The sequence below is a fragment of the Bacillus sp. S2(2024) genome, assembly GCF_050474045.1.
Lineage (GTDB): Bacteria > Bacillota > Bacilli > Bacillales > Bacillaceae_G > Bacillus_A > Bacillus_A yunxiaonensis.
In genome coordinates this window covers 3,763,822-3,787,290 of record NZ_JBFLUS010000003.1, presented here as the reverse complement: position 1 = coordinate 3,787,290, position 23,469 = coordinate 3,763,822, and the positions used below count along the sequence as shown (strand labels likewise).

Annotated in this window: 21 protein-coding genes and 2 pseudogenes; 19 read left to right on the top strand and 4 right to left on the bottom strand. The window is 34.4% G+C overall.

Annotated features, from left to right (window positions below; all coding sequences use genetic code 11):
* Positions 1 to 331 precede the first annotated feature (331 nt).
* The 5 genes from AB1284_RS19145 (at position 332) to AB1284_RS19125 (ending at position 5,952) form a co-directional block, all read left to right on the top strand.
* Positions 332 to 1,039: a response regulator transcription factor gene (locus tag AB1284_RS19145; protein ID WP_429753429.1), complete on the top strand. Its 708-nt coding sequence runs from the start codon at positions 332 to 334 to the stop codon at positions 1,037 to 1,039.
* Entirely contained in the window at positions 1,039 to 2,025 is a 987-nt protein-coding gene (locus AB1284_RS19140; RefSeq protein WP_429753430.1) for a sensor histidine kinase, read from the top strand. Before AB1284_RS19145 ends, AB1284_RS19140 begins: the two co-directional genes overlap by 1 nt.
* A gap of 138 nt (positions 2,026 to 2,163) precedes the next feature.
* Complete coding sequence (locus AB1284_RS19135; RefSeq protein ID WP_429753431.1) at positions 2,164 to 2,931, top strand: ABC transporter ATP-binding protein; 768 nt, start codon at positions 2,164 to 2,166, stop codon at positions 2,929 to 2,931.
* Positions 2,909 to 4,879, top strand: coding sequence for an FtsX-like permease family protein (locus AB1284_RS19130; RefSeq protein WP_429753432.1), 1,971 nt, complete (start codon positions 2,909 to 2,911; stop codon positions 4,877 to 4,879). Before AB1284_RS19135 ends, AB1284_RS19130 begins: the two co-directional genes overlap by 23 nt.
* A gap of 572 nt (positions 4,880 to 5,451) precedes the next feature.
* A complete protein-coding gene (locus AB1284_RS19125; RefSeq protein WP_429753433.1) occupies positions 5,452 to 5,952 on the top strand; it encodes a hypothetical protein in 501 nt (166 codons plus the stop codon).
* 381 nt (positions 5,953 to 6,333) lie between these two features.
* Here the strand turns inward: AB1284_RS19125 and AB1284_RS19120 are convergent, their stop codons facing one another.
* Both AB1284_RS19120 and AB1284_RS19115 read right to left on the bottom strand, forming a co-directional pair.
* On the bottom strand, positions 6,334 to 6,699 hold the full coding sequence (locus AB1284_RS19120; RefSeq protein WP_429753434.1) for a carboxymuconolactone decarboxylase family protein: 366 nt from the start codon (positions 6,697 to 6,699) through the stop codon (positions 6,334 to 6,336).
* A gap of 74 nt (positions 6,700 to 6,773) precedes the next feature.
* Positions 6,774 to 7,445 carry a Crp/Fnr family transcriptional regulator gene (locus AB1284_RS19115; RefSeq protein ID WP_429753435.1) on the bottom strand — a complete coding sequence of 224 codons (672 nt, stop codon included), beginning with the start codon at positions 7,443 to 7,445 and terminating at the stop codon, positions 6,774 to 6,776.
* Between the two features lie 90 nt (positions 7,446 to 7,535).
* Between AB1284_RS19115 and AB1284_RS19110 the strand changes: the two are divergent.
* From AB1284_RS19110 to AB1284_RS19065, 10 genes and pseudogenes are all read left to right on the top strand, one after another.
* A pseudogene (locus tag AB1284_RS19110) lies at positions 7,536 to 8,699 on the top strand (IS4 family transposase); the annotation flags it as partial.
* Positions 8,700 to 8,940: 241 nt separating this feature from the next.
* Positions 8,941 to 9,558 carry a hypothetical protein gene (locus tag AB1284_RS19105; protein ID WP_429753436.1) on the top strand — a complete coding sequence of 206 codons (618 nt, stop codon included), beginning with the start codon at positions 8,941 to 8,943 and terminating at the stop codon, positions 9,556 to 9,558.
* Between the two features lie 237 nt (positions 9,559 to 9,795).
* Entirely contained in the window at positions 9,796 to 10,557 is a 762-nt protein-coding gene (locus tag AB1284_RS19100; protein WP_429753437.1) for an ABC transporter ATP-binding protein, read from the top strand.
* Positions 10,558 to 10,573: 16 nt separating this feature from the next.
* A complete protein-coding gene (locus tag AB1284_RS19095) occupies positions 10,574 to 12,421 on the top strand; it encodes an FtsX-like permease family protein (RefSeq protein ID WP_429753438.1) in 1,848 nt (615 codons plus the stop codon).
* Between the two features lie 296 nt (positions 12,422 to 12,717).
* Entirely contained in the window at positions 12,718 to 14,205 is a 1,488-nt protein-coding gene (locus tag AB1284_RS19090) for an FTR1 family iron permease (RefSeq protein WP_429753439.1), read from the top strand.
* Positions 14,206 to 14,219: 14 nt separating this feature from the next.
* The gene (locus tag AB1284_RS19085) at positions 14,220 to 14,642 is read left to right on the top strand and encodes a hypothetical protein (protein ID WP_429753440.1); all 423 of its coding nucleotides are present in this window, start codon (positions 14,220 to 14,222) and stop codon (positions 14,640 to 14,642) included.
* A 142-nt stretch (positions 14,643 to 14,784) separates the two neighbouring features.
* Positions 14,785 to 15,042 carry a hypothetical protein gene (locus tag AB1284_RS19080; RefSeq protein ID WP_429753441.1) on the top strand — a complete coding sequence of 86 codons (258 nt, stop codon included), beginning with the start codon at positions 14,785 to 14,787 and terminating at the stop codon, positions 15,040 to 15,042.
* A gap of 203 nt (positions 15,043 to 15,245) precedes the next feature.
* On the top strand, positions 15,246 to 15,707 hold the full coding sequence (locus AB1284_RS19075) for a DUF2231 domain-containing protein (RefSeq protein ID WP_429753442.1): 462 nt from the start codon (positions 15,246 to 15,248) through the stop codon (positions 15,705 to 15,707).
* A 305-nt stretch (positions 15,708 to 16,012) separates the two neighbouring features.
* Positions 16,013 to 16,669: pseudogene (locus tag AB1284_RS19070) on the top strand (transglutaminase domain-containing protein); the annotation flags it as partial.
* Positions 16,670 to 17,227: 558 nt separating this feature from the next.
* A complete protein-coding gene (locus AB1284_RS19065) occupies positions 17,228 to 17,755 on the top strand; it encodes an isochorismatase family protein (RefSeq protein WP_429753443.1) in 528 nt (175 codons plus the stop codon).
* A 265-nt stretch (positions 17,756 to 18,020) separates the two neighbouring features.
* On the opposite strand, the gene AB1284_RS19060 is transcribed toward AB1284_RS19065, so the two are convergent.
* Positions 18,021 to 18,413 carry a DUF5412 domain-containing protein gene (locus AB1284_RS19060; RefSeq protein WP_429753444.1) on the bottom strand — a complete coding sequence of 131 codons (393 nt, stop codon included), beginning with the start codon at positions 18,411 to 18,413 and terminating at the stop codon, positions 18,021 to 18,023.
* Between the two features lie 336 nt (positions 18,414 to 18,749).
* Here AB1284_RS19060 and AB1284_RS19055 point away from each other — a divergent pair, with 336 nt between their 5' ends.
* The 4 genes from AB1284_RS19055 to AB1284_RS19040 all read left to right on the top strand — a co-directional run bounded on the left by AB1284_RS19055 (position 18,750) and on the right by AB1284_RS19040 (position 22,331).
* The gene (locus tag AB1284_RS19055; RefSeq protein WP_429754420.1) at positions 18,750 to 19,277 is read left to right on the top strand and encodes an RNA polymerase sigma factor SigX; all 528 of its coding nucleotides are present in this window, start codon (positions 18,750 to 18,752) and stop codon (positions 19,275 to 19,277) included.
* Between the two features lie 3 nt (positions 19,278 to 19,280).
* Positions 19,281 to 20,456, top strand: a complete 1,176-nt coding sequence (locus tag AB1284_RS19050) for an anti-sigma factor family protein (RefSeq protein ID WP_429753445.1) — start codon at positions 19,281 to 19,283, stop codon at positions 20,454 to 20,456.
* A gap of 65 nt (positions 20,457 to 20,521) precedes the next feature.
* Positions 20,522 to 21,487, top strand: coding sequence for an ABC transporter ATP-binding protein (locus AB1284_RS19045; protein WP_429753446.1), 966 nt, complete (start codon positions 20,522 to 20,524; stop codon positions 21,485 to 21,487).
* Positions 21,459 to 22,331, top strand: coding sequence for an ABC transporter permease (locus tag AB1284_RS19040; RefSeq protein ID WP_429753447.1), 873 nt, complete (start codon positions 21,459 to 21,461; stop codon positions 22,329 to 22,331). Before AB1284_RS19045 ends, AB1284_RS19040 begins: the two co-directional genes overlap by 29 nt.
* A 329-nt stretch (positions 22,332 to 22,660) precedes the next feature.
* Here the strand turns inward: AB1284_RS19040 and AB1284_RS19035 are convergent, their stop codons facing one another.
* Complete coding sequence (locus AB1284_RS19035) at positions 22,661 to 23,410, bottom strand: hypothetical protein (RefSeq protein ID WP_429753448.1); 750 nt, start codon at positions 23,408 to 23,410, stop codon at positions 22,661 to 22,663.
* Between the last annotated feature and the right edge of the window lie 59 nt (positions 23,411 to 23,469).

Sequence of the window (23,469 nt, the reverse complement as noted above, 5' to 3'; positions counted from 1 at the left end):
CTTTCCTTTTTTTGGGTTCAGCCGCATGCCTATCAATTTAAGAAAAGTAAACACCCCAAAAGCGAAAAAAAGCTGATTTCTCAAATAACTAACTGTAGAAAAAGGAAATTTTTATTTTGGGGGTACTTTAAAATATTAACTTGATGGGCATGTATGGTGAACCCTATATGTAAAATATAAATATTATTTAGAGGAAAGGTAGCGTAATGATACTAAGCAAATAAATCAACAATTTAATTAGAATTTGAAATCAGTATAAAGTATCAAAAAATGTTTTAGAATATGTTACATTTATCCAGACTAAAAATATATAAGTAAAGGAAAATAATATATGTATAAAGTTATGATTGTAGAAGATGATACGAAAATTGCAGAATTGCTTCAATCACACATTAATAAATATGGTTATACGGGAATAATTGCGACAGATTTTGAAAATATTCTAGGGGTATTTCAGACTATTCAACCTCATGTGGTTTTACTTGATATTAATCTTCCTAGTTTTGATGGATATTATTGGTGTCGTCAAATTCGAACTTTGTCTACTTGTCCAATTATTTTTATATCAGCACGTAGTGGGGAAATGGAGCAAGTCATGGCATTAGACTATGGAGCGGATGATTATATTACAAAACCATTTCACTATGAAGTTTTAATCGCGAAGATACGAAGTCAACTTCGACGTGTATACGGTGACTATGCTCCGAAAATAGAAGAAAGAGCAATACAGCAATCTGGTTTAATTCTTTACCCTGAAAGATCCGAAATGGAGTTAAACGGAAAAATAGTACCTCTTACAAAAAATGAAAATTCCTTGTTAACAATATTATTGCAACGCTGTCCAAGTATTGTAAGCCGTGAAGCTATCTTAGAAAAATTGTGGAATGATTCCTCTTATGTTGATGATAATACACTAAGTGTCAATATTACACGTGTTCGTAAAAAGTTGCAGGAAATTGGGATTGATGGTGCGTTAGAAACTGTTCGTGGTAACGGATATCGTCTAAAGATAACATGGGAAGATGAGGAGACAGTGTGATGCGGTTATTTGTAAAGGACCAAATACCTTTTATTTGTTTTTCTGTAATTCAGTTATTTGTCACGCTGTTAGTATATTGGTTAGATGGGTATACAAATCTATTAACTGCTTTGTATAGTGTGTTTTTAGGGACATGCTTTGTAATAGGATATTTAATATATCGTTATTATACCCATCGTAGATTTTATGAGACATTATCTCATCCTCCCCAAATGTTAAATGAATCATTGAAAGAATTAGATTCTTCTCCAGTATCTATTGCATTACACCAGGTGTTAGAAAAGCAATATAGTCATTATGAGCAAACGCTAAAGACTTGGGAGCATAAGCAAGAAGAACACCTCACCTTTTTAAATCAATGGATTCATCAAATGAAAACACCTTTATCGGTAATTGAATTAATTACACAGGATGCAGATGATGAACGTTTTGAAAGTATTAGTGAGGAAGTAGATCGGATGCGAACAGGACTGGAAATGGTCTTATACATGGCGCGTTTAGAAACATTTGAACAAGATTTTTGTGTAGAAAAAGTCTCACTACGAAAGGTTATTGATGAAGTGATTCATGAAAATAAACGTTTCTTCATTAGAAGTTATGTGTATCCAAAGGTACAAATAGAACAAGATTTTATAGTGGAAACAGATAAAAAATGGCTTCGTTTTATTCTGAATCAGATAGTATCTAATGCAATTAAATATTCAATGGGAAGTAAAGAAAATATAACAATTTCTGCTTTTACTAATAATCGAACGTTAACTCTTGAAATACAGGATCGTGGTGTTGGGATTCCCAAAGCAGATTTACCGCGTGTATTTCGGCCGTTTTATACAGGAGAAAATGGTCGGAAATTTAAAGAATCAACAGGAATGGGACTGTACCTTGTTCAAAATATTATTAAAAAACTAGGACATGATATTGAAATAGAGTCTGAAATAGGGGTAGGTACTGCAGTTCGTATTATTTTTTCTCACACTGCTTATTAGAAGATGATTCATCTTCTTTTTTTTATTTTCAGAAACATTACAAAGTTGTTAGATAAATGAAAGACTATTCAATATGAGAAATAAATTATATGCATTACACTTATTTCGAAAAGAACAAAGATAAAGGGGACTTATTGTATGGAAACATTAAAGGTTCGTGAATTAAATAAAACGTATACTGGGAAAGTATTGTATGAAGCACTTTCAAATATTAATTTAACAATCAATAAGGGTGAGTTTGTAGGGATTATGGGACCATCAGGAAGCGGAAAAACTACTTTACTCAATATGGTTTCTACCATTGACGCTCCAACATCAGGGGAAGTATTGATTAATGGAAAGAACCCTTATCATTTGGCTACTAATGATTTGGCGTTATTTCGACGCCGTGAATTAGGATTTATTTTTCAGTCATTTAACCTGTTGAATACATTAACAGTGAAAGAAAATATTGTTCTGCCGCTTACATTAGATAATGTGAATTTGGAAGAGATGAATAAACGAGTAGAATCTATTTCTAGACAATTGGGGATTGAAAAGATTTTAGATAAACGACCATATGAAATTTCTGGAGGACAAGCTCAACGGACAGCCATTGCGCGTGCACTTATTCATTCTCCTCAATTAGTTCTTGCGGATGAACCGACAGGAAATTTAGATTCAAAAGCTGCTAGTGATGTGATGGAATTATTAAAGAAATTAAATAAAGAACAACAAGTAACAATGATGTTAGTTACACATGACCCAGTAGCTGCTAGTTATTGTGATCGAATTGTCTTTATTAAAGATGGAAAATTTTATAATGAAATTTATTGTGGCGAGAATCGTTCAACTTTTTATCAAAAAATTATAGATGTATTGTCACTATTAGGGGGAAATCACAATGAATTTTCGTCAATTCGCTAGTAATAATGTAATCCGTAATAAACGATTATATCTCGGCCATTTTTTGAGTAGCACATTTGCTGTTATGATATTTTTTACTTTTGAATTACTTGCTTTTCATCCTTACTTTAGTGGAAAAATTGCATCAACAAGTGCAACGATGACAGCTTTAGGGACGCAAGGATTTAAGATTGCTCAATATTTAATTATGTTTTTCTCTTTTTTCTTTATTTTGTATTCTGTTAATGCGTTTTTAAAAACAAGAAAGCGTGAATTTGGAGTTTTGATCCTTCTTGGTATGACGAATTCTCAGTTAAAGAAATTAATCTTTATCGAAAATATGTTAATTGGATGTTGTTCTATTATTGTTGGGATTGGAATTGGACTTATTTTTGGAAAATTAATCTTATTAGCAAGTGCAAATCTTTTAGCATTAAAAGGTCGCTTGTTATTTTATCTACCAACAAAGGCAATTGTAGTAACATGTCTTTCGTTCCTAATCTTATTTGTACTCGTTTCTGTTTTTACTGCAAGAATGATGAAGGTATCTCAGTTAATTGAATTGATGAAATCAGAAGAAAAACCAAAACAAGAGCCCAAGTCATCTAAGTGGTTAGCGTTACTCGCTATTCTTTTCATCGCGATTGGATATGCTGCGGCATTTTATTTGTATGCTTCATTATGGAGAGGGAACAGTTTTGTATATGTTATGCTCATTTGCGTCTTTTTTAGTGTGTTAGGAACATATTTTTTATTTACTCAACTTAGCTTTTATCTCATCAAATATGTAAAGGAGCGTGAACATACTTTCTTTAAAAAAACGAATCTATTAACTATTTCAGAATTGGCTTATCGAATGACGGATAATGCGAAAACGCTATTTTTAGTTAGTATTCTTTCTGCTGTCGCTTTTACGTCTATTGGAGTTTGCCTTTCCATCGGAAGTAGTGCTTTAGCAGAATCTCAGAGCCCTTATGCATTTAGTTATACATCATATAAAGGAAACGTAGAGGAAAAAGCACATATTTCTCAAATCAAAAAACAATTGAATGACGCTGGATTTTCATACAAACTGATTTCTCCTACCATTTTCACAACAGAAAATACGGTAGATATTATGAAACTTACGGATTATAATGAGTCAGCAAAAATATTAGGATATCCTACAGAAATTTTGCAAACAGAGAAGGATAGCCTCATTCTTCCGTCTAAAAGTAGATTAAGAAATCAATCATTAGAGGAGTTAAAAAAAGAAGCTTCATCTCTTACCTTGCAAGAAGGTGATGTAAATCTTCATGTTTCTGGAAAAAAAGTATTAATGGATCATATACTGAGTCCTTCGTTTGGTTATATTGCTGTTGTTTCTGATTCAGTTTATGAACAAATAAAAAATACAACGCCATTACAAGAAAATAAACGTAATCAATATACTCAATACGGTTTTTTAATTCAAAATTGGACGAAAACCGAAGCCGTTGCTAATAAACTTATGAGTATAATGCCTTATGATAATACACAAGTAAACCCTCCATATATATTTGAATCACTAATGTTAAAATGGTTGGAAGGAAAACAAGTAAATGGGTTATTATCTATTATTAGTGTATTAATAGGGATTGTATTTTTTGTTTTTGCCATTAGCTTTTTGTACTTCCGTTTATTCACAGATCTAGATCGAGATAGAAGACAGTATCAAATGCTTTCTAAAGTGGGATTAACGGAAAAAGAATTGAAGAAGGTTGTAACACAACAAATTATTGTGTTATTTTTTGTACCAATTGTAGTAGCAGTAGTTCATAGTGGTGTAGCATTTATGGCACTACAATATATAGCGCAGCATAAACACGTAGATTTATCGGTTGCTCAAAATTCTATTTTCGTATTCACAGGGTTTATATTTGTACAAATTACTTACTTTTTGTTGATTCGAAGAAATTACTTACGTCAGTTACTTCGCTTTGTGGGCTGAGGTTCCATATGATTTAAATATATTCAAATTAATAGTGTAAGCTGATTATTGGCTTACACTACTTTTTTATACAAAATTAAAAGAATGCTTTTAAGCAACAGTTTTTTTTAGAATAATACTGTTAGCGTGGTTTTTTTCCGAAATGCTGGCGGTACCCCATGCCCATCAAGCTAAAGTTTTATTACACCCCCAGAACGAAATTTTTTGGAATTTCTTGTGAAAAAAAGCTTATTTATCTTTTTGGGGGGTAACCTGCTTTCTTAGGTTGATGGCAATGGGATGCTGACGGCAAAACGCGGATTTTAAACGCTAAGGATATGCTGGATTTCATGCAGGATACGAGAACGATTTGAACCGCAAAATACCGTTCCCTCCACTGTATGTATGAAATCCTACATACAGTGGAGGGAACGGAAGGCTGGCAAACTCTTGGTATGAATGGGCTTCTGGAATTTAGTTACTGCTGATAATGTTACGTTATGTTAACTCCACATGAATATCATGTACATTCAAAATCTACAATTTACCTCCTTTTCCTAATGGTATAATTAGAAAAAGGGGGTAAGGTTCCGATGAAAATACATATTGTAGGAGGTTCAGGAAGTGGTAAAACCTACATTGCAAAACATATAGGAGAACAATTTGCTGTCCCAGTTTATGATTTAGACGATGTTAGTTGGGAAGGAGAATCCTTTGAAATTAAAGTTCCAAAAACAATTCGTGAACAAAATCTTAAAGAAATCACATCAATGGACTCTTGGATTATCGAGGGAGCATATATAGACGATTGGGTACATTCAAGTTTTCTCCGAGCTGATAAAATATTTATTTTAACACCACCATTATCCTTACAAGAAACGAGGATATGGGACAGGTATAAACAACAAGTATCTGGAATAGAACCAAGTAAAAGAAAATCTACAGAGGAAAGTATTTGGGAACTAATTGAATGGAACATTACATTCAATAAAAATGAAATTCACCAATTTATCCGTGAAAATAGATACAAAAACAAAACTATTATAGTGCAAGATAATCTTGAAATTATAAAATATATGAAATTAGGAAATTAATTTAACTTCCGTTTTCGAATTTTACGTCAACTAGCTTCTTTTGTAGAGGCTAGTTTTTTTGCTTAGCGTATATTTTCATTAAAATGTGGGAGGTACCCCATTGCCATCAAGCTAAGATTTTATGATGTTCCCCAAAACGATAAAATGAATACTTATGTGTAAAGGATACACATTTTTCTTGGATATAAGTATTTAAACATAATAAAGTCATTTAATTTTGATGTGAAAAACGAAGGGTAATGCTATTTATGAATGATAGCTTTACCCTTAAAAGTTGTTTAATTTTTAATGTAAGATACTTCACTATACTTAAAAACATACCAATAAAGCCGTTTAAATCTAAATGCTATCCCATTATAAGTGAATAAACAAAACCATTTACTATAGCATATTGTTTTTCTCATACGCATTTAAGGCATTTACACCGTGACTCAAGGCTGCTCCGGCTTTTACTGCAGATGCAACGATAATTGCCTCCAAAACCTCTTCCATAGTTCCCCCATATTTCTTATACTTGTTTACATGAACATCAATACAATAGGGACAACCAGTCGTATGAGCCACCGCAATCGCAATAAGTTCCTTTGTTTTCGTTGGTATTAATCCAGATACAAACGCCTCCTTCTCAAATGTTAAAAAAGCTTTTGAGGATGCTGGTGCCATTTTTATAAGCTCATTAATTCGTTTTAAATAAGAATTTCGATAAAGAACATCGTCTCCTTTGTAAAGAGCGTTTAGATTTTCCATGAAGATCTTCCTTCCTTAATGAATGTTGTCCTCATTATCATATAATCTAAAAGAGGAGAATTTCTGTAACTATATCACAGAAAACGGCTAAATTTTTGTTGTAGAGCCTTTCGTTGGATGTTTACGATTTTTCCGCGATGTAAAGTAAGAAGTCCCTCCTTCTCGAACTTCTTTAGTGTCCGGCTAACTACTTCCCGTGCTGTACCTAACTCAATAGACAACTTCTCGTGGGTTATGATTATCTCGTCGGAATATAGAGAGGTATGTTTAATGAGATAATCTGCAATCCGATCGTCTATCCCTTTAAAAGCAATCTCTTCTACAAGCTGAGTCACAGTTGACATTTTACGAATAAATAATCCGTATATAAATCTGCTTAACGAATCGTATGTATGTATCCAGTTCCGAAAAGTTTCGGCCGGTATGATTAAGGCTTCAACATCGCTTTCGACTGCGGCAAAAGCCTCATAATCTAAATCACCCAATATGCTAGCTATCATCATTAAACAAACGCCGCCGCTCTGAACCCGATAGAGGGTTATCTCCCTGCCATTCTCTCCAATCCTATAAATGCGTACACAGCCATCCAAAATAAAAATAGCATGGTGTAAGCGATGCCCCCTTGCAAAAGCTACAGGAGTGGTTGGAACTTGCACTATAGAAATATCAGTTCTATTCCATTCCTTAGCTTCAATAGAGGACAGGCAAGGGAAACATTTTATAACCTGATTTAGTTTACTGATCATTTGTTCCTCCTAATCTTTATTAAATCCATGTTTAAATAACTTTTTTGGTGCTTAACGGATTAATAAAATAATATCAGAAAGGGTGGATTTCTTTTATTTCTACAGCGTATTTTTTCTCTTTTAGTCAAAAGCCAACTAAACGATTCGTCTCAAATCGAAAACCAATATACTTCTTATTTTCAACGTATACGTATTTTAGATGCTACTATTTTTCAAGTCCCTAATCATTTGGCCCCTATTTATCCTGGTTCAGGAGGATGTGCACAAACAGCCGGTATTAAAATTCAGCTAGAGTATGATTTACATAGTGGAAAATTCCTCAATTTTCAAATGGAGCCAGGTAAAAATAATGATAAAACCTTTGGTACAGATTGTTTAGATACCTTACGTCCAGGAGATTCATGTATTCGAGATTTAGGATACTTTTCTCTAAAAGATTTAGACCAGATGGATCAACGAGGTGTATTATATGTTTCACGGTTGAAATTAAATAATAGAGTATATGTAAAAAATGATTCTCCAGAATTCTTTCGGGATGGGACAGTAAAAAAGCAATCCCTATATGATTTACTTAACCTTGAAGATATTATGCATCAGATAAAACCAGGAGATACTTATGAAATTTGGAATGCCTATATTGGACAACAAAAATTACCCTCACGAGTTGTAATATACAGACTGACATCGACTCAAACTCATAAACGTAGGAAACAGCAAACCTATGTTGAAAAGAAAAAAGGAGTTACATACTCTGAAAAAAGTAAACGATTAACAGAAATCAACGTTTATATTACCAACATACCATGGGGAATTGTTCCAATGGAACAGGTTCATGATATCTACTCACTACGTTGGCAAATAGAGATTGTATTTAAAACATGGAAATCTCTTTTTGGTATCAATCATTGTCACAATATTAAGCGAGAGCGTCTAGAATGTCATCTTTATGGACAGTTAATCGCTATTTTTCTTTGTTCTTCCACTATGTTCAAAATGCGACAGCTGTTACTACAGAAAAAACAAAAAGAATTAAGTGTATATAAAGCAATTTATATGATTCAAGATCATCTGTACTTAGTATATGAAGCTATACAAAAAGACACCCAAGAAGTATCAAAAATTTTCCTTCGTCTGTTTGACTTCTTACAGAAAAACGGACGGAAATCCCATCGATATGAGAAAAAGACAGTCTTTGATATTTTAGGTGTCGTTTATCAGTTTACTGTATCCAATCTAAAGCAAAAAACTGCATAATCTTTAAAAATACACCGCATTAAGGTTTATTTGGTATGCGTATTTTTAAAAACAAATAAACAAATTATCAAGCATGTAGGCAACCCGAAAGGAAGTTCATGGAAGACCCAACCTTAGCTTGATGGGCATGTGTCGGGACCCCTATTATTTTTTTGTACATTTTAAAAGTTAAGGAAAAGTTAAGGAACCTGTCCGATAATTCTGCTTGTAACATCATTACGTATTTTAGGAGGAATTTTAAATGAAACTAAGATCAAGTTTGATTGCACCTATTTTAGCAGCGACAATATTGACTCCAGCAGCAGGAAGTGCAGTAGTGAATCATTCCAATACATCTAACAAATCAGCTACACATGAAACAGCAGAACATCACTATAAAGGTAACCATGAGAAGGAGCTTACGAATATCATGAATCAATACGCTTCTTCTGATTTGAAAACGAAACTTACACAAGATTTAGCAACACATAAAAGCTTAGAACAACAATTGCACAAAACAGCTGGTTTCCAAAAACAAGAGGCACAAGAGAAAACGCAACGAAAAGCTTTTTACGAAGCTCATAAAAAAGAAATTGATTCTATTAAACAACAAGTAAAAGATGGAAAATTAACAAAGGAACAAGAGCATAAGCAATTAGAAGCGATATTTGGAAAACACGAAGATAAAGATCATGATAAAGATAAAGGTAAAGGTAAAGGTAAAGGTAAAGAACAAGGCGAACGTGGTATTCAAAAAGAATTGAAAACGGCTGTTCAAAAGAAAGACAAAACAGCTATTAATGCTGCATTAGAAAAGTTTGATCAACAATTACAAAAATCTAATCAGAAATTACAGCAAGAAATTAATGCTAACAAATAAGATGAATTTGAACAGGAAGGCAGCTGATCTCAGCTGTCTTTTTGTGTTGCAGCTCATAACACAGAAAAACTAAAGCCCTCGTAAGGAGAGCATATCATTGTTAGAGTGGCTTTTATTTTAAATGGAGCCGTTTATTTATCTTACAAAAATGTAAGTTAAATGTAAGTTTAATCAATGGCAGAGAATGTCCAAAAAGAGCAAAATAGGAGCTGGGAAACAAAGTACAGGAGGGTTTATATGAAAACACCAGTTGTTGACGTAAAAAATGTTCAAAAAGTATACGGTAAAAAAGGTGAGAGCCAATCACATGCATTAAAAGGCGTATCATTCTCCATTCAAGAGGGGGAATTTGTTGGGATTATGGGACCATCTGGTTCTGGTAAAACCACTTTATTAAATGTTATTTCAACGTTAGATAAAGCGACGGATGGCGTTGTTGACATTGCAGGTACGGATATTACGAAAATGAAGCAAGGGGAACTATCTGATTTCCGTTCGCAAAAATTAGGGTTCATTTTCCAAGACTTTAATTTACTAGAGAATCTATCAATCTATGAAAATATTGCCCTGCCGCTTTCTCTACAAGGCGTTTCTTCTAAAAAGATTGGTCCAAAAGTAGAAAAAGTAGCAGAAATGTTAGGGATTTCAGCAATTCTTCAAAAATATCCTTCAGAAGTTTCTGGCGGACAAAAGCAGCGTTCAGCAGCAGCGCGTGCGCTTGTACATGAACCAGCAATTATTTTAGGGGATGAGCCAACAGGAGCGCTTGATTCTAAAAACGCAACAAGTCTTTTAGATGCGATGACAAACTTAAATGAAGAACAAGGTGTTTCGATTATGATGGTTACACATGACCCGTATAGTGCAAGTTATTGCCGACGCATTTTATTTATTCAAGACGGAGAGTTATATAAAGAAATTCACCGCGAGGGTACACGTGAAGAATTTTATAAAGAAATTTTAGATGTGCTTGCCGATTTAGGCACACAAAAAGCGTAAGAAAGGAGGTTCAAGCATGTTATTTAAGCTTTCCATGTCAGGGCTGAAAAGTAAGTTAAAAGACTATATCGTTTTACTTGTCGGCCTTGTTATGTCAATTTCTATTTTTTATATGTTTCAAACGCTTGCAATGAATAAAGCGTTTCTTGAATCGAATTCTGTTATTGCAGCAATTGGGTTTGTCTTTCAAGCTGGTTCATTTTTATTAGCCATTATAACGTTCTTCTATATTTTATATGCAAACTCTTTCTTATTATCTTTGCGTCAAAAAGAATTTGGCATGTATATGATGTTAGGGGCAAAAAAACATAAGGTTACATTGCTTATGTTTATAGAAACAATCGTAATAGGAGTAGCGTCTCTTGTAATCGGGATTGCAGTTGGTGTAGGACTGGCACAAGGAATTGGGCAGCTACTTATGAAGCAGCTTGAGTTTACTGCAGGCGGCTATCATGCATTTTATGTTCCATCCATGACTGTTACGTGTATCTTCTTCTTTGCATTATTTGTGTTATCAGCAATTTTGAATAGTATTAAACTATCACGTATTTCAGTATTGCAGCTTGTGCATGCGGATGCGCAAATAGAGCGCGTTGCTGTAAAAGGAAAAATGACTGGTATCGTAGCATTTCTTGCAATTATTTTACTAGCAATCGGTTATGCTTCTATGATTTATATGGACAAGTTACAACAATTTGGTATCATCATTGCGCTCATTACAATAACATCAGGAACGTATATGTTATTTGCTTCTGTTCTTCCACTTATTATTAAAAAGCTGAAAAGTAATAAAAAACGAAGCGAAAAAGGGCTTAACGCATTTACATTTGCACAGCTAAACTTCCGTATTAACAGCTTAACGAGAGTACTAGCAACAGTAGCGATGTTAGTTGCTCTTGGTGCAGGTGCCATTTCTGGCGGTATGGCTTTTAAAAATAATGTAATGATGACAGTTGATGGCTTTGCAATATATGATACAGTCATTCATAATCCAACAGCAGAAGAGAAGAAAATTTTAGACGGTATTACATTCAATGAGAAAAATGAATATCGTTATAAAGTCGATGATAAATTTGTTTACTATTTAAAAGAGGATTTAGAAAAAAATCGCCCGTTAGTACATGAAGGTAAAGGGAAAGAAAGCTTTGGTAAATTTAAACGTGCTTCGGGAGAGCTTCCTGTAGGTGCAACTTCTAGCTATGGTCAAAAGGCAGAACAAGCAGTGGCAATTCCAGAAGAATGGGACGAGGCTTTAAAAAATATTCAGCCATTCTACCTATACCGTGATCACACTATGAAAATTGTTGATCAAAAGATGTACAATGAAGTGCAAGGAAAAGAAGGAATTGCCCTCATTGGAAAAACAGATGATTTTATAGCGCACAAAAATGAATGGAAAAAACTTGACGAGTTGGAGCTAGCAAAATATAAAGATGTAAAAGCTAATGATCTAGCAACGAAATATGCGATGTATACAGGGTTTTACGGCATTGCGAGCGGAACTGTATTTATGGGCTTTTTCTTAGGAATTGCGTTCCTAGCAATGATGGCAAGTTGCTTAATGTTTAAGATCCTTTCTGGTGCATCAAAAGATATTACGCGTTACAACATGCTTCGTAAAATTGGTGTGCGCCGTGAGTTACTAACGAAGTCTATTTATAAAGAGTTATTCTTAGTGTTCTTATTCCCGGCAATTGTCGGAATTGTACACGTGTTAATTGGAATGAAAATGTTCGGTTTTATTTTACTTGATCCGTACTTCCGTATTTGGCTTCCAATTGTCATTTTCGTAGTCATTTACGCGATTTATTATTTCATTACCGTTCAATTGTATAAAGGAATTGTTTTACCGAAAGAAGAATAGAATTTGGAAAATACCGAGCATACATTGCTCGGTATTTTTTATGTGATAGCAAATGATTATGGTCAATCTGGGAGCCTATAGTTGTTCAATAAACACTCTAATTGCGTGCTTCAAATAGAAATATTCGGCTTTAATAATATGGGAATTTTATGCAAGCAATAAAAGTAAAGAATATGATTGACATCCAAAATATAAAACCCTATAATTTTGTTAGCGATTTAAATGATAATGATTTTCAATATTGGTTAAATTGTATGTAATGGAAAATTGTTGATATATAGAAATGAGGGGTTAACATGAGGTGGAAAGTACATACCTTTTTACTAATTGTGTTATTAGGTTTCATAAGTTTGCCATTCCGTGGGTTTGCTGCAACAGCGGCAGATGATTTAGGAAAAGCAAATAAACCGGTTATACAAGCACTTCAGCTTGTACAACAAGGAGATATAGATGGAGCTTCCAAACAATATGAAGCCTTTAGGTCGACATGGCTTTCCATTGAAGAGGGAATTAAAAAACAATCTTCAGAAGCATATCGCGATATTGAAGATGCAATGGGGCAGGTGCAATTTGCGTTTGCTCAGCAACCAGCAAATAAAGAAAAAGTAGAGACAGCACTTCAAAAACTAAAGGACGTAAACGATAAATTTATTGCCGGTAAGTTCTCTGCTACATCTACTCAAAAAGACGAGGGAAATACAAAAAAAGCGGACGTGGCTAGTTTGATTACCCTTTTAAATGATTCACTTTCCAAAATCGACAAACATGACATTGAAGGAGCGAAAAAGGATATTGAGACATTTCGTTCCTCATGGTTGGATGTAGAGGGTGTAGTGTTGACGCAGTCCTCAAAAATATACGGAGATGCTGAGCGTGATATGGTTACTTCGTATGCTATGCTTGCTTCCGATTCTCCTGATATAGCAGGTGCTAAACGAACAATTGAAGACATGCGGAATTACTTAGCGCCGCTTGTTGAGAAGACGAGCTACAACATGTTAGATGCAACTACTATTCTGTTACGAGAAGGATTGGAAGGGCTATTGGTCGTTGTAGCGTTGCTCGGCTTCTTGAAAAAGGCTGGACATGAAGAAAAGAGCAAATGGATTTGGATTGGTGTTGGAACAGGGCTTGGCGTTAGTATCATTCTCGGTGTGATTGTGAATATGCTTTTCTCCGCAGGGGCATTTGGAAGTAATAACTTTCTCATTGCTGGATGGACGGGAGTATTTGCTGCGGTGATGCTGATGTACATGAGTTATTGGCTTCATAGTAAATCTAGTATCGCAGAGTGGCAACGGTATATTCGTACCCAAAGTACAAAAGCATTGAATGCGGGAAGTCTATGGTCATTAGCAATCTTGTCATTCCTTGCGGTATTTCGCGAAGGAACAGAAACTGTATTGTTTTTCATTGGTATGGCATCTTCCATTAAAATATCGAGTCTGTTAATAGGTATTGCGCTTGGAGCTGTTATACTCATCATCCTATCGTATTTAATTTTAAAGGTAGGCTTGAAAATTCCGATGCGTCCATTTTTCTTAGTTTCAAGTATTCTCATGTTTTACTTATGCTTTAAATTCACAGGAATGGGGATTCATGGCTTGCAACTTGCTGGATTATTGCCAGCTACGCACCTTTCAATTCCTACTATAGACTTTTTCGCGATTTATCCATCATGGGAAAGTACAATCCCACAAGTAATTCTTCTTGCTACTGCAGTAATACTCGCAGTACGGAATAAGAAAAAAGATTCTAAATTAGAACAAAAACAACAGGCATAATAGGAGGAAACAATATGAAATCTCGTAAACTAATTTTACCGGTTATAGTAGCAACTTCTCTAGCATTAGGAGCTTGTGGAACGCAAGGAGAAAAGAAAGCTGAAAGTACGAAAACTACGGAACAGGCATCTGAGAAAAAAACAGTCTCTATTGCTGATGGAACAGCTAGCATGAAACAAACAGTGAACGATTTGAAAGCTCAATTGCAAGCAAAGGATGCTGCCAAAGTAAAAAGCGATGCAGAACAACTAGAGAATACATGGCAAACATTTGAAGATTCAGTAAAAGAAAAGAATGCTGATTTATATGAAAAACTAGAAACACCACTTCATACAATCGAAGCAGGTGCAAAGGTCGAACCGCTTGATGTACAAACTCTAAATAAAGCAGCGGAAGATTTAGATACTGTGTTAACTGAAGTAGGAAAACTAAAATAAGAATACAAAAAAAGCATCTTATCGAATAAGGTGCTTTTTTTATTCCAAAAGAGAAGAATGGAAATAAAAACGTATAATGATAAATAAAGGAATTTTATTTATAATGAAATTGAAAAGAAATTAACAGGAAGGTTCTGATTATATGTTTACGGCAGGGATTGATGTTAAAAAAACGGAAAAAGAATTAATTATTAAGTGGCAGTTTGCAACAGTCAATATTCCATTGGAAGAAATTATTGAAATGACTGAAGATGATACTTACAGCGGCGAAAAAGCTGATGCAATTCGAATAGGTGCACCATACGGTACAACGAATCGGATTTTAATTAAAACGAAAAAACAAAATTACATATTGTTTATGAGTCATATTCCTAAAATTTTAAAAGAAATATATTCCTGAAAAACAAAAAGGTTCTCGATACTCAGTCGGGGACCCTTTTTGTTTGATATGTAAGTAATTAAAAAGAAGACCATTTTGATCAGTTGATTCATTATGATTAAAATAGCTATTTTCGGTAAGCATATGAATTGTATTTTTAAAGGAATTTTAAAAATTAAATAATAGAATTCTTGGTATACATTTTTTCTAGAGGAGGAAAAAAGATGTTTCAAGAAGTATTTTCTCATATTCACCCCATCATGGTACATTTTCCTATTGTGTTAATTATTATAGCTACATGTTACGATTTATTTTGGATTATCACGCACCGTGAGCTTTCGCCTAGAAAAGGTTATTGGCTATGGATGCTTGCTTTTATTTTTGCTTGGATTGCGGTTGGCACAGGTCCAGAAGAGGATGCAAGAGGAAATACGAATATTTTCGAGTATCATCAAAACTTAGCAGATTTTACTACTATATTGGCGTTTCTTGTAGTTGCTTTCCGTACATTCTTTATTATTAAAAGAAAGGAATTTCAAAAGTCTATACTTGTTGTGTATTGTTTACTTTCAGTAATATGCTCTGTTGCGATCCTTTCTGTAGGGTACTTTGGCGGAAAAATGGTTTATGACCAGGGAGTGGGCGTAAAAGTGAACGATAAATATGTAAACCCTCCAAAACCGTGAAATTTTCATCATAGTAATTAAGTAATGCTGGCTGTTTCTTATTGGATTGGTGCAACGCATACGGAGCGTCAAATATAAATTTGCCTCTTAATTGTATAAAGAAATTATTCTTCTGAAAGAAGAATAGGATTTGAAAAATACCGAGCACAGGATGCTCGGTATTTTTTCGTATTAATAGATTTTAATATTTGAGGGTGATAAATTCTATTCTTCAATTATCAATGTTTGATAATTGAAGAATAGTGTTCGAGAAAAAATGGGATTAATCTCCAATTGGGTATATATGGGAATTTTTGTGTGGTAAAATGATATGGAAGAGGGAGGGGAAAGAAATGAAAATAAAATTAGTAGCATTTATGTTAGGGTTAGCTATGTTCGCAAATATAGCAAGTGTGTTTGCGGCTGAGAATGGAATGTCATGGAAACAAGAAAATGGAAAGTGGTATTTGTATAACGGAAGTGGACAAAAAACAACGGGATGGCAGTTCATAAATGGTTCATGGTATTACTTAGACCAAAATGGCGCTATGCAAACAGGTTGGAAGTACATCAATGGAAAATGGTACTACTTAGAGAATAGCGGTGCGATGAAAACAGGTTGGAAAGAAGTAAATGGAAAATGGTACTACTTAAATGCAGATGGATCTATGGCAACAGGCTGGAAACAAGTAAACGGAAAATGGTACTACTTAAATGCAGATGGATCTATGGCAACAGACTGGAAAGAAGTAAATGGAAAATGGTATTACTTAAATGCAGATGGATCTATGGCGACAGGCTGGAAACAAGTCGATTGGAAATGGTATTACTTAAATACAGATGGATCTATGGCAACAGGTTGGAAACAAGTAAATGGACAGTGGTACTACTTAAATGATAATGGGTCTATGCTAACAGGTTTTAAAACAATTAACGGAAAAGATTATTATTTTGACCCAAGCGGTGTAATGCATACGGAAACTGGAGGAAATAAAATAGACATAAAACGTACTTTACAAACCGCTTTAAGCGAAGGGAAATTAGGACCTTTTGGATTTGATGTGATTGGAAAAGATTTCTCAGAAGTTGAAAGAGAGTTTGGCGCACCTGATCAATTCTACGAAGCAGGTTGTACAGAATGCGATTCACCTAATACTGCAATTTATCATGGTTACGGTCTTGATATGTTTCCTACAGAAGTTAGCAGAGTCTGGATGCCAGTCAATGTATCTATAAGAGAATTAAAAGAATGGCTTGGTGAACCAGATGACATAGAAGGCGGTATGGAGGGCGAGGCCCTTGCATATCATCGTGGAAACTATACCTTGTATGCATACTTTTATGATGGTTTTGTTGGACGCGTTGATTTGTATAAAGCAGAATAGCTAAAAATAATAAGTAGGGGACTTTCATAGTTGCCTACTTATTTTATTAGATTTTGTACTGAGCTTATTTTGGATTAAGGAGTATTTTTTTAGTGTAGAACCCTTTTGGAATGAAATGTTATAATTGCAAAGAAACGAATAGGATGTGAAACGATAATGAAGCAAGCTTTAGTTGTTATTGACATGCAAGAGATCTTTTTTAATGAACCGCAAAATTTTTTGTACGACAAGGAACAGGTAGTTGTAAATATAAACGGATTAATCACAAAAGCTCATGAGACAAATATCCCAGTTATCTTCATTCAACATACAGATACAGAGGAAACAGATGAAATGTTCGAAGGAAAAGATGAGTGGCAATTACATAAGGGGCTAGTGAAAACTTCCTCAGATAAAGTTATTCAAAAAACAAAATGGGATTCATTTTATCAAACAGAGCTATTAAACTACTTAAAAGAGAAAGAAATTGAACAAATTATTTTTGCAGGAGCGCAAACTGAATTTTGTTTGGACACTACAATTCGAGCTGCTTATAGCTTAGGTTATCAAAATAACATTCTTTATAAAAATACTCATAGTACGATAACGAGTACAGTATTAGAAGCACAAACCATTATTAAACATCACGAAAACATTTGGAATAATCGATTTTTAAAAATTGTAGAATTAGATACAGTACTATAACGAAATGTATCTAATTCAATAACAAATATGGAAAAAAGCTAAGGAACATTCGATAGAATACATGAATGTTTCCCTAGCTTTTTTCATAGTATGTCATTCGTATCCTCTCTATCATTATTTACGTATTTTTCTTTTTCTGTTTTTAGATGATGTATTTCATCTTTTTATTCATTTATGGATTCTTTCATTTCTTGTGTTCATTTAGACGTATTATCTATGTGTTACGAACTCTTTTGATATTTAAATTCCAAATTAGGTTTTATTTCTAATCTTTTCTAAAGTCATATGTTTCATTTGGTACGTGTAACGTATGGCCATTGATAATAACAGTATCTTCATCTTTCCATTCAATATTGGCTTGGTCTTCTTTGTAATTCCAATAAATATTTTTTGTTTTAAATATCTTACGTTTGTTAAAAATAAGTTCACCTCTCACCGCAAAGCTTGTAGTCGCTCCGCCATTTGTGATATAGGCATTTAACGTATATGTACCATTTGGAGAGTTTACCTCTTGAATCAATTCACCTTTTGGAACACCCTGTAAGCTAAAAAACTTCCAATATACAAAACTAACTCCAATGATCAACATAGAAAATAATACAACTGCTACTTTTCTTTTTGTTTTCTTAATTTCTATTTGTGCTTTTTTTGTATCCATTTGCTTCTCCTTTAAAAATGGTTATATGTATTTTATACCATTTTATGGATAAATTCTATGTGTGGCTAGGTGCTCTCGCCTAACTAATGAAAGCGGACTTTCTATTAGTGGTAATGAAAAAATACTGATGAAAGTTTCACTTTATAGATTTATGCTTTGTACGTGCCTTCCAATAAAATCCCTTAGAGGATAAGGGATTAAAACTGGTTTCAATACAAGATGAAACGATTATAAGAAAATATTTTTTATTTTTCTGTCACAAATAGTTAATTTAGGGTTTCTTTATAGTGAAAGCGGCTAATAAGGAGGAAGAAACGAGTGGAGGTGAATGCTTCATTGCTAAATATATATGAACAAGATTCAGTTTCACATATACAATTTCAAGATGTATTTAAACAATATTATGCTCACGTTGTTAGACAAATTATGCGGATTGTGCGAGATCAAGCAATTGCTGAAGATTTAGCGCAAGAAGTATTTTTGCAATTATATCATACAGAATGGAAACAGATTGAAAGTTTATCAGCATGGCTTGCAAAAGCATCCATTTATGCGGCATATAACTATTTGCGATCTGAAAAAAGGCATCAAGCAAGAATCGAAAAAGAAGCTAATAATAAACAGTCAATTAGCAGTCCGTCATCGGAAGAACAATGTATTCAAAAAGAAGAAATTACTCGTGTACAAAATACATTAAAAGAAATGGATGAGCGGGAACGTACCCTTTTATTAATGAAGTTTTCTGGGTTTCAATACAAAGAAATCGCGGAGGCTACTCATATGGAAGTATCCTCGGTTGGAACATTGCTAGCACGAGCGAAAGCGAAATTTCGGAAGATGTATAGAGTGATGAAGGAGGAGTGACAAGTGAAGTGCCAAGATATTGGATTTATTCAGGCGTATTTAGATGGAGAATTAAACCGCGATGACAGAAAACAATATATTCAGCATCTTGACCAATGTAAAGAATGTCAAAAGACGTTAGAAGAAGTGAGCAAGCTTAATCAATGGGTAGAAGTTGTATTGGATGATGAATATACAAACGTTAGTCAAGAAATTGATATCGATGTTGATCAAGCTTGGAAAACATTTGAACAGAATATTAAAAGTCATAAAACAGAAGAAAGAAATAGTGAAGAAAGTAAAAAGAAGGGAAGATGGCATAATATGAAGAAATCATCTAAACGTTGGATTACTGCTGCAGCAGCGGCGGCAGTTGTGTGTGTGTCTTTAACAGTTCCAGAAGTACGAGCAGGAGCAAGCAGCTTGTTATCGATTTTTCGAGTAAAGAATGTACAGCTCGTTCAACTTACCGATTCGGACTTACGTGAAATTGAAGGATGGATCTCTAAAACGGAAGAGGGAGAAAAGTCCATTAAAGGAATTGGGAAAATAGGAATCAAAGATAACGGAAGTAAAAAAGATGCTCATTTTCAGTCAGAGCAGCAAGCAAGAGAAGCTGGATATGCTGTCCCAAAAGTGCCAAATGGATACCGTGTAACGAATGTGCATGTGAACCCGTCATTTATTATACAATTTGAACTCGATACAGAAAAAGCAAATAAATTGTTGAAACAGCTACAAAGCAATACACAGTTTGAGAGTGCTTTGAATGGTAAGCAGTTTTCGATCACAGTTCCGGAATCAATACGTACACAAATAGAAACTGAGGGCAATCGAATAGCAAGTGGTTTTTCTTATAATGTGATTGATGCACCAAAAATTTCTGTTCCAGAAGGTGTAGACGTTACGAAATTACAAAAAACAGTTTTAGAGCTTCCAATTATTCCTGGGAATGTGAAAACGCAACTTGCAGGTATTCAAGATTGGACACATACATTGCCGATTCCTTATGTAGCAAAAGATGCAAAAGTATCAGAGACAAGTGTTCAAGGAGTAAAGGCCGTTTTATATAATACAGAATATGAAAATGTGCTTATTTGGGAGAAAGACGGGAAAATGCATATGATGGAGCAACATAAGGAGCAGGGGAAAGATATGAATGCAAGTGATCTTATTAAACTTGCAAATGAATTAAAATAATGATTGAACAAGAGCGGCTCCGCAAAAAGGGGCGGCTCTGTTCCTGTATAGGGCGGAGGTAAAACATGAACGAAGACTGGATTATTCAAACGAAGAACTTAACAAAACAATATAACGGAAAAGGCGGTATCCGCAACATTTCATTAGAGGTGCCGCGCGGTACTGTATTCGGATTTATAGGTCCTAATGGTGCCGGGAAAAGTACGTTTGTACGAACGATGCTAGGCTTACTTCATTCGGATTCTGGAACAGCGCAAATGTTAGGACACCCGATTGGGACAATTGAATCCAAACGACGCATTGGCTATTTACCTGAACTATTTCGCTATCCTGATTGGCTGACTGGATGGCAGTTACTTGAAACGCATGCGAAATTATGCGATCTTCCTTTTCGAGAGCGGAAAGCAAAAATGAATGAGGTTATTGAAAAAGTTGGTCTAAAGGGAAGGGAAAAAGAAAAAATTCGCGGTTATTCAAAAGGAATGCAGCAGCGTATCGGACTTGCTTGTGCCCTGCTTTCTGATCCGGAATTGATTTTTTTAGATGAGCCAACATCAGCACTTGATCCAATTGGGCGAAAAGAAGTACGTCATTTAATGGAAGAGCTTCGTGAACAAGGGAAGACCGTATTTTTAAACAGCCATCTATTAAATGAAATTGAACATCTATGTGATCACGTGGCGATTATTAATAAGGGAGAGTTAATTGTACAAGGAGATTGGCGCTCATTGGTGATGATTCAAACGGAAGTCGAAGTAACACTTGGTGAAAAGAGCGAATTATTTTTTAAACAACTGCCTTCGTTTATTAAAAATGTAAGGAAGATAGAAGAACAGCAAAATCGTAAACGTTGGATTATAACGCTGCAACAAGAAGACGACATTCCTAGATTGTTAGAAGCGTTTGTATCATTACATATTCCTGTATATCAGTTAAATCCGGTTCACCCGCATTTGGAAGATGTGTTTATGTACTGGGTAAATAAGAAAGAGGGGACGCAGCATGTGGACAATCGCCAAGTTATCATTTAAAGAAATCCTGTTAAAGCGTATTTTTACCATTACGTTATGTATGACTTTTGCCTTTTTAATATTTTATGGAGTGGCCATTCATTACGCCGTCAGTGAAATCATTCCAGGAGAATCTAGCGGTCTTTCGACAGCTCAAGATTTTATGAGCAAGAGTTTCTTTTCTACACAACTTCTTGGCATTGGTTTATACTTTTCTTCGTTTATTACTGCATTGCTAGCTATTTTAAGTAGTGTTGGAAGTATTGCCAATGAAATTGAAAGTCATCAAATTGATACATGGTTAACGAGACCGATTTCACGCTTCTCATTTTTAATGGGGAAATGGATCGGCTTATGCTTGTTACTGATTGCATATGCTGCCTTCCTGTTTATAAGTATTGTGATCATTCATCAAACAATGGGAGGAAGCGCGTTTCATTTAGATTTCACGGCTGCGCAGATTATAAAAGCATTGGTTCTTTTTTTGCTACAGCCTGTTATTTTAATTAGCATCGCGATATTACTAAGCACGCGTATGGCGACATTAAATGCTGGTATTGTGTTAATTATTTTATACGGAACTGGATTTATTGGCGGATTTGTTGAACAAATCGGTACATTGGCACACAAAACAGCACTTGTGAACATGGGCATAATTGCAAGCCTTTTATTCCCAATTGATACGATGTATCGTAAAATGACAATTTATTTATTTGATTCAGCAGACAATCCTTTATCAATAGCCTCACAAGGCGTGTTCGGGAGTGTTTCAACACCGAGTAACATGATGATTGTTTATGCTGTTTTATATGTGTTAGCAGCTATTTTTATAGCGATTCGAACATTTAAATCACGTGATTTATAGGGGAGAGCCTAAACCAATTGGCTAAAATTTCAGATTCACTCTATTGGTAGTAATTATGCTTCAATCGTTGTATGCGTCCAATCTTGTAAAGCGTGAGAAACAACCATTTGCATTTTGAGAAAAAGATGTATGTTTAGCATAAGCTTTATCCTGCTATTCGCTGACAGTAACCCCTACTCCAAGATTAAGAGAGAAGAGAGGGAGATGGGGTTACTGCTGGCATGCACCCGATTGGTTTAACTAACTATCAGTGGGAAATAAAAAAACACCGATGGAAGCTTCAATTTATATATCATAATTAAAGCTCTTTCAGTTGTAGAGAAGGAGCTTTAACTATGAACGGAAGAGATTTTTTTTTTTACTGTTAATATAATAGCTATGATTAACAAAATAACGCCTAATAAACATGTGAGTATCGGATAAATTATAGGAAAGAATATGCTTGGATATGCTTTCGTTATGTTTGAATGATGCCCCATTGACATTAAGCCCGTGTAAGAAAAATTAATAAGTTCTACACCAAGTGCATGGTTGCTTCTTTCCACATAAGTGAAGCGTTCTTCGAAGTAGGTGCCGTTTTGATTAATACCAATGATTTTCCACTTTTGCTCTTCTATAGGATCTTCGTCGCCTGTTAATCTTTGCACAAAATAAACTTGCTGTTCACCAGTTATTTTATTTTTTACGTTTAATACATCTAACCATGAAAAGTACCTTCCACCTCTTGGGCGATTAGAGAGCCATATCTCATCAGGAGTAGAAACTTCTTTATTATTTATAAAAAGATGGATCTTAACGATTTCACCAGGAGGAACATTTTCTTCTGCATCAAAAGAAGTGAGTGGTGCTAGTTTATTTGTTTTTTCTTCTTCTATTCTAAGATTGATACCATTCACATTTAATTCTTGAACATCTAATGAATTTTCAAATCCATCTTTACCTATATAAGCTTCGTGTATTTCATAAGTGTTTTCCATTTTTGTTTCAATCCATAACTCTCTTAGCATATGAAACATCGGAATACAAGAAAGAGCGAGTAAGATGAGAGAAAAAATAAAATAATAACGAGCTTTTTTCATGATTTTTCTCCTAATATCATTACATTATTTTTAATTTATTCAATAATACACCATATTTA

What these genes read in the sequence shown, in the direction of transcription:
- AB1284_RS19145 (WP_429753429.1), top strand. Translation starts at nt 332, where the DNA reads ATGTATAAAGTTATGATTGTAGAAGATGATACGAAAATTGCAGAATTG.
- AB1284_RS19140 (WP_429753430.1), top strand. Translation starts at nt 1,039, where the DNA reads ATGCGGTTATTTGTAAAGGACCAAATACCTTTTATTTGTTTTTCTGTA.
- AB1284_RS19135 (WP_429753431.1), top strand. Translation starts at nt 2,164, where the DNA reads ATGGAAACATTAAAGGTTCGTGAATTAAATAAAACGTATACTGGGAAA.
- AB1284_RS19130 (WP_429753432.1), top strand. Translation starts at nt 2,909, where the DNA reads ATGAATTTTCGTCAATTCGCTAGTAATAATGTAATCCGTAATAAACGA.
- AB1284_RS19125 (WP_429753433.1), top strand. Translation starts at nt 5,452, where the DNA reads ATGAAAATACATATTGTAGGAGGTTCAGGAAGTGGTAAAACCTACATT.
- AB1284_RS19120 (WP_429753434.1), bottom strand. Translation starts at nt 6,699, where the DNA reads ATGGAAAATCTAAACGCTCTTTACAAAGGAGACGATGTTCTTTATCGA.
- AB1284_RS19115 (WP_429753435.1), bottom strand. Translation starts at nt 7,445, where the DNA reads ATGATCAGTAAACTAAATCAGGTTATAAAATGTTTCCCTTGCCTGTCC.
- AB1284_RS19105 (WP_429753436.1), top strand. Translation starts at nt 8,941, where the DNA reads ATGAAACTAAGATCAAGTTTGATTGCACCTATTTTAGCAGCGACAATA.
- AB1284_RS19100 (WP_429753437.1), top strand. Translation starts at nt 9,796, where the DNA reads ATGAAAACACCAGTTGTTGACGTAAAAAATGTTCAAAAAGTATACGGT.
- AB1284_RS19095 (WP_429753438.1), top strand. Translation starts at nt 10,574, where the DNA reads ATGTTATTTAAGCTTTCCATGTCAGGGCTGAAAAGTAAGTTAAAAGAC.
- AB1284_RS19090 (WP_429753439.1), top strand. Translation starts at nt 12,718, where the DNA reads ATGAGGTGGAAAGTACATACCTTTTTACTAATTGTGTTATTAGGTTTC.
- AB1284_RS19085 (WP_429753440.1), top strand. Translation starts at nt 14,220, where the DNA reads ATGAAATCTCGTAAACTAATTTTACCGGTTATAGTAGCAACTTCTCTA.
- AB1284_RS19080 (WP_429753441.1), top strand. Translation starts at nt 14,785, where the DNA reads ATGTTTACGGCAGGGATTGATGTTAAAAAAACGGAAAAAGAATTAATT.
- AB1284_RS19075 (WP_429753442.1), top strand. Translation starts at nt 15,246, where the DNA reads ATGTTTCAAGAAGTATTTTCTCATATTCACCCCATCATGGTACATTTT.
- AB1284_RS19065 (WP_429753443.1), top strand. Translation starts at nt 17,228, where the DNA reads ATGAAGCAAGCTTTAGTTGTTATTGACATGCAAGAGATCTTTTTTAAT.
- AB1284_RS19060 (WP_429753444.1), bottom strand. Translation starts at nt 18,413, where the DNA reads ATGGATACAAAAAAAGCACAAATAGAAATTAAGAAAACAAAAAGAAAA.
- AB1284_RS19045 (WP_429753446.1), top strand. Translation starts at nt 20,522, where the DNA reads ATGAACGAAGACTGGATTATTCAAACGAAGAACTTAACAAAACAATAT.
- AB1284_RS19040 (WP_429753447.1), top strand. Translation starts at nt 21,459, where the DNA reads ATGTGGACAATCGCCAAGTTATCATTTAAAGAAATCCTGTTAAAGCGT.
- AB1284_RS19035 (WP_429753448.1), bottom strand. Translation starts at nt 23,410, where the DNA reads ATGAAAAAAGCTCGTTATTATTTTATTTTTTCTCTCATCTTACTCGCT.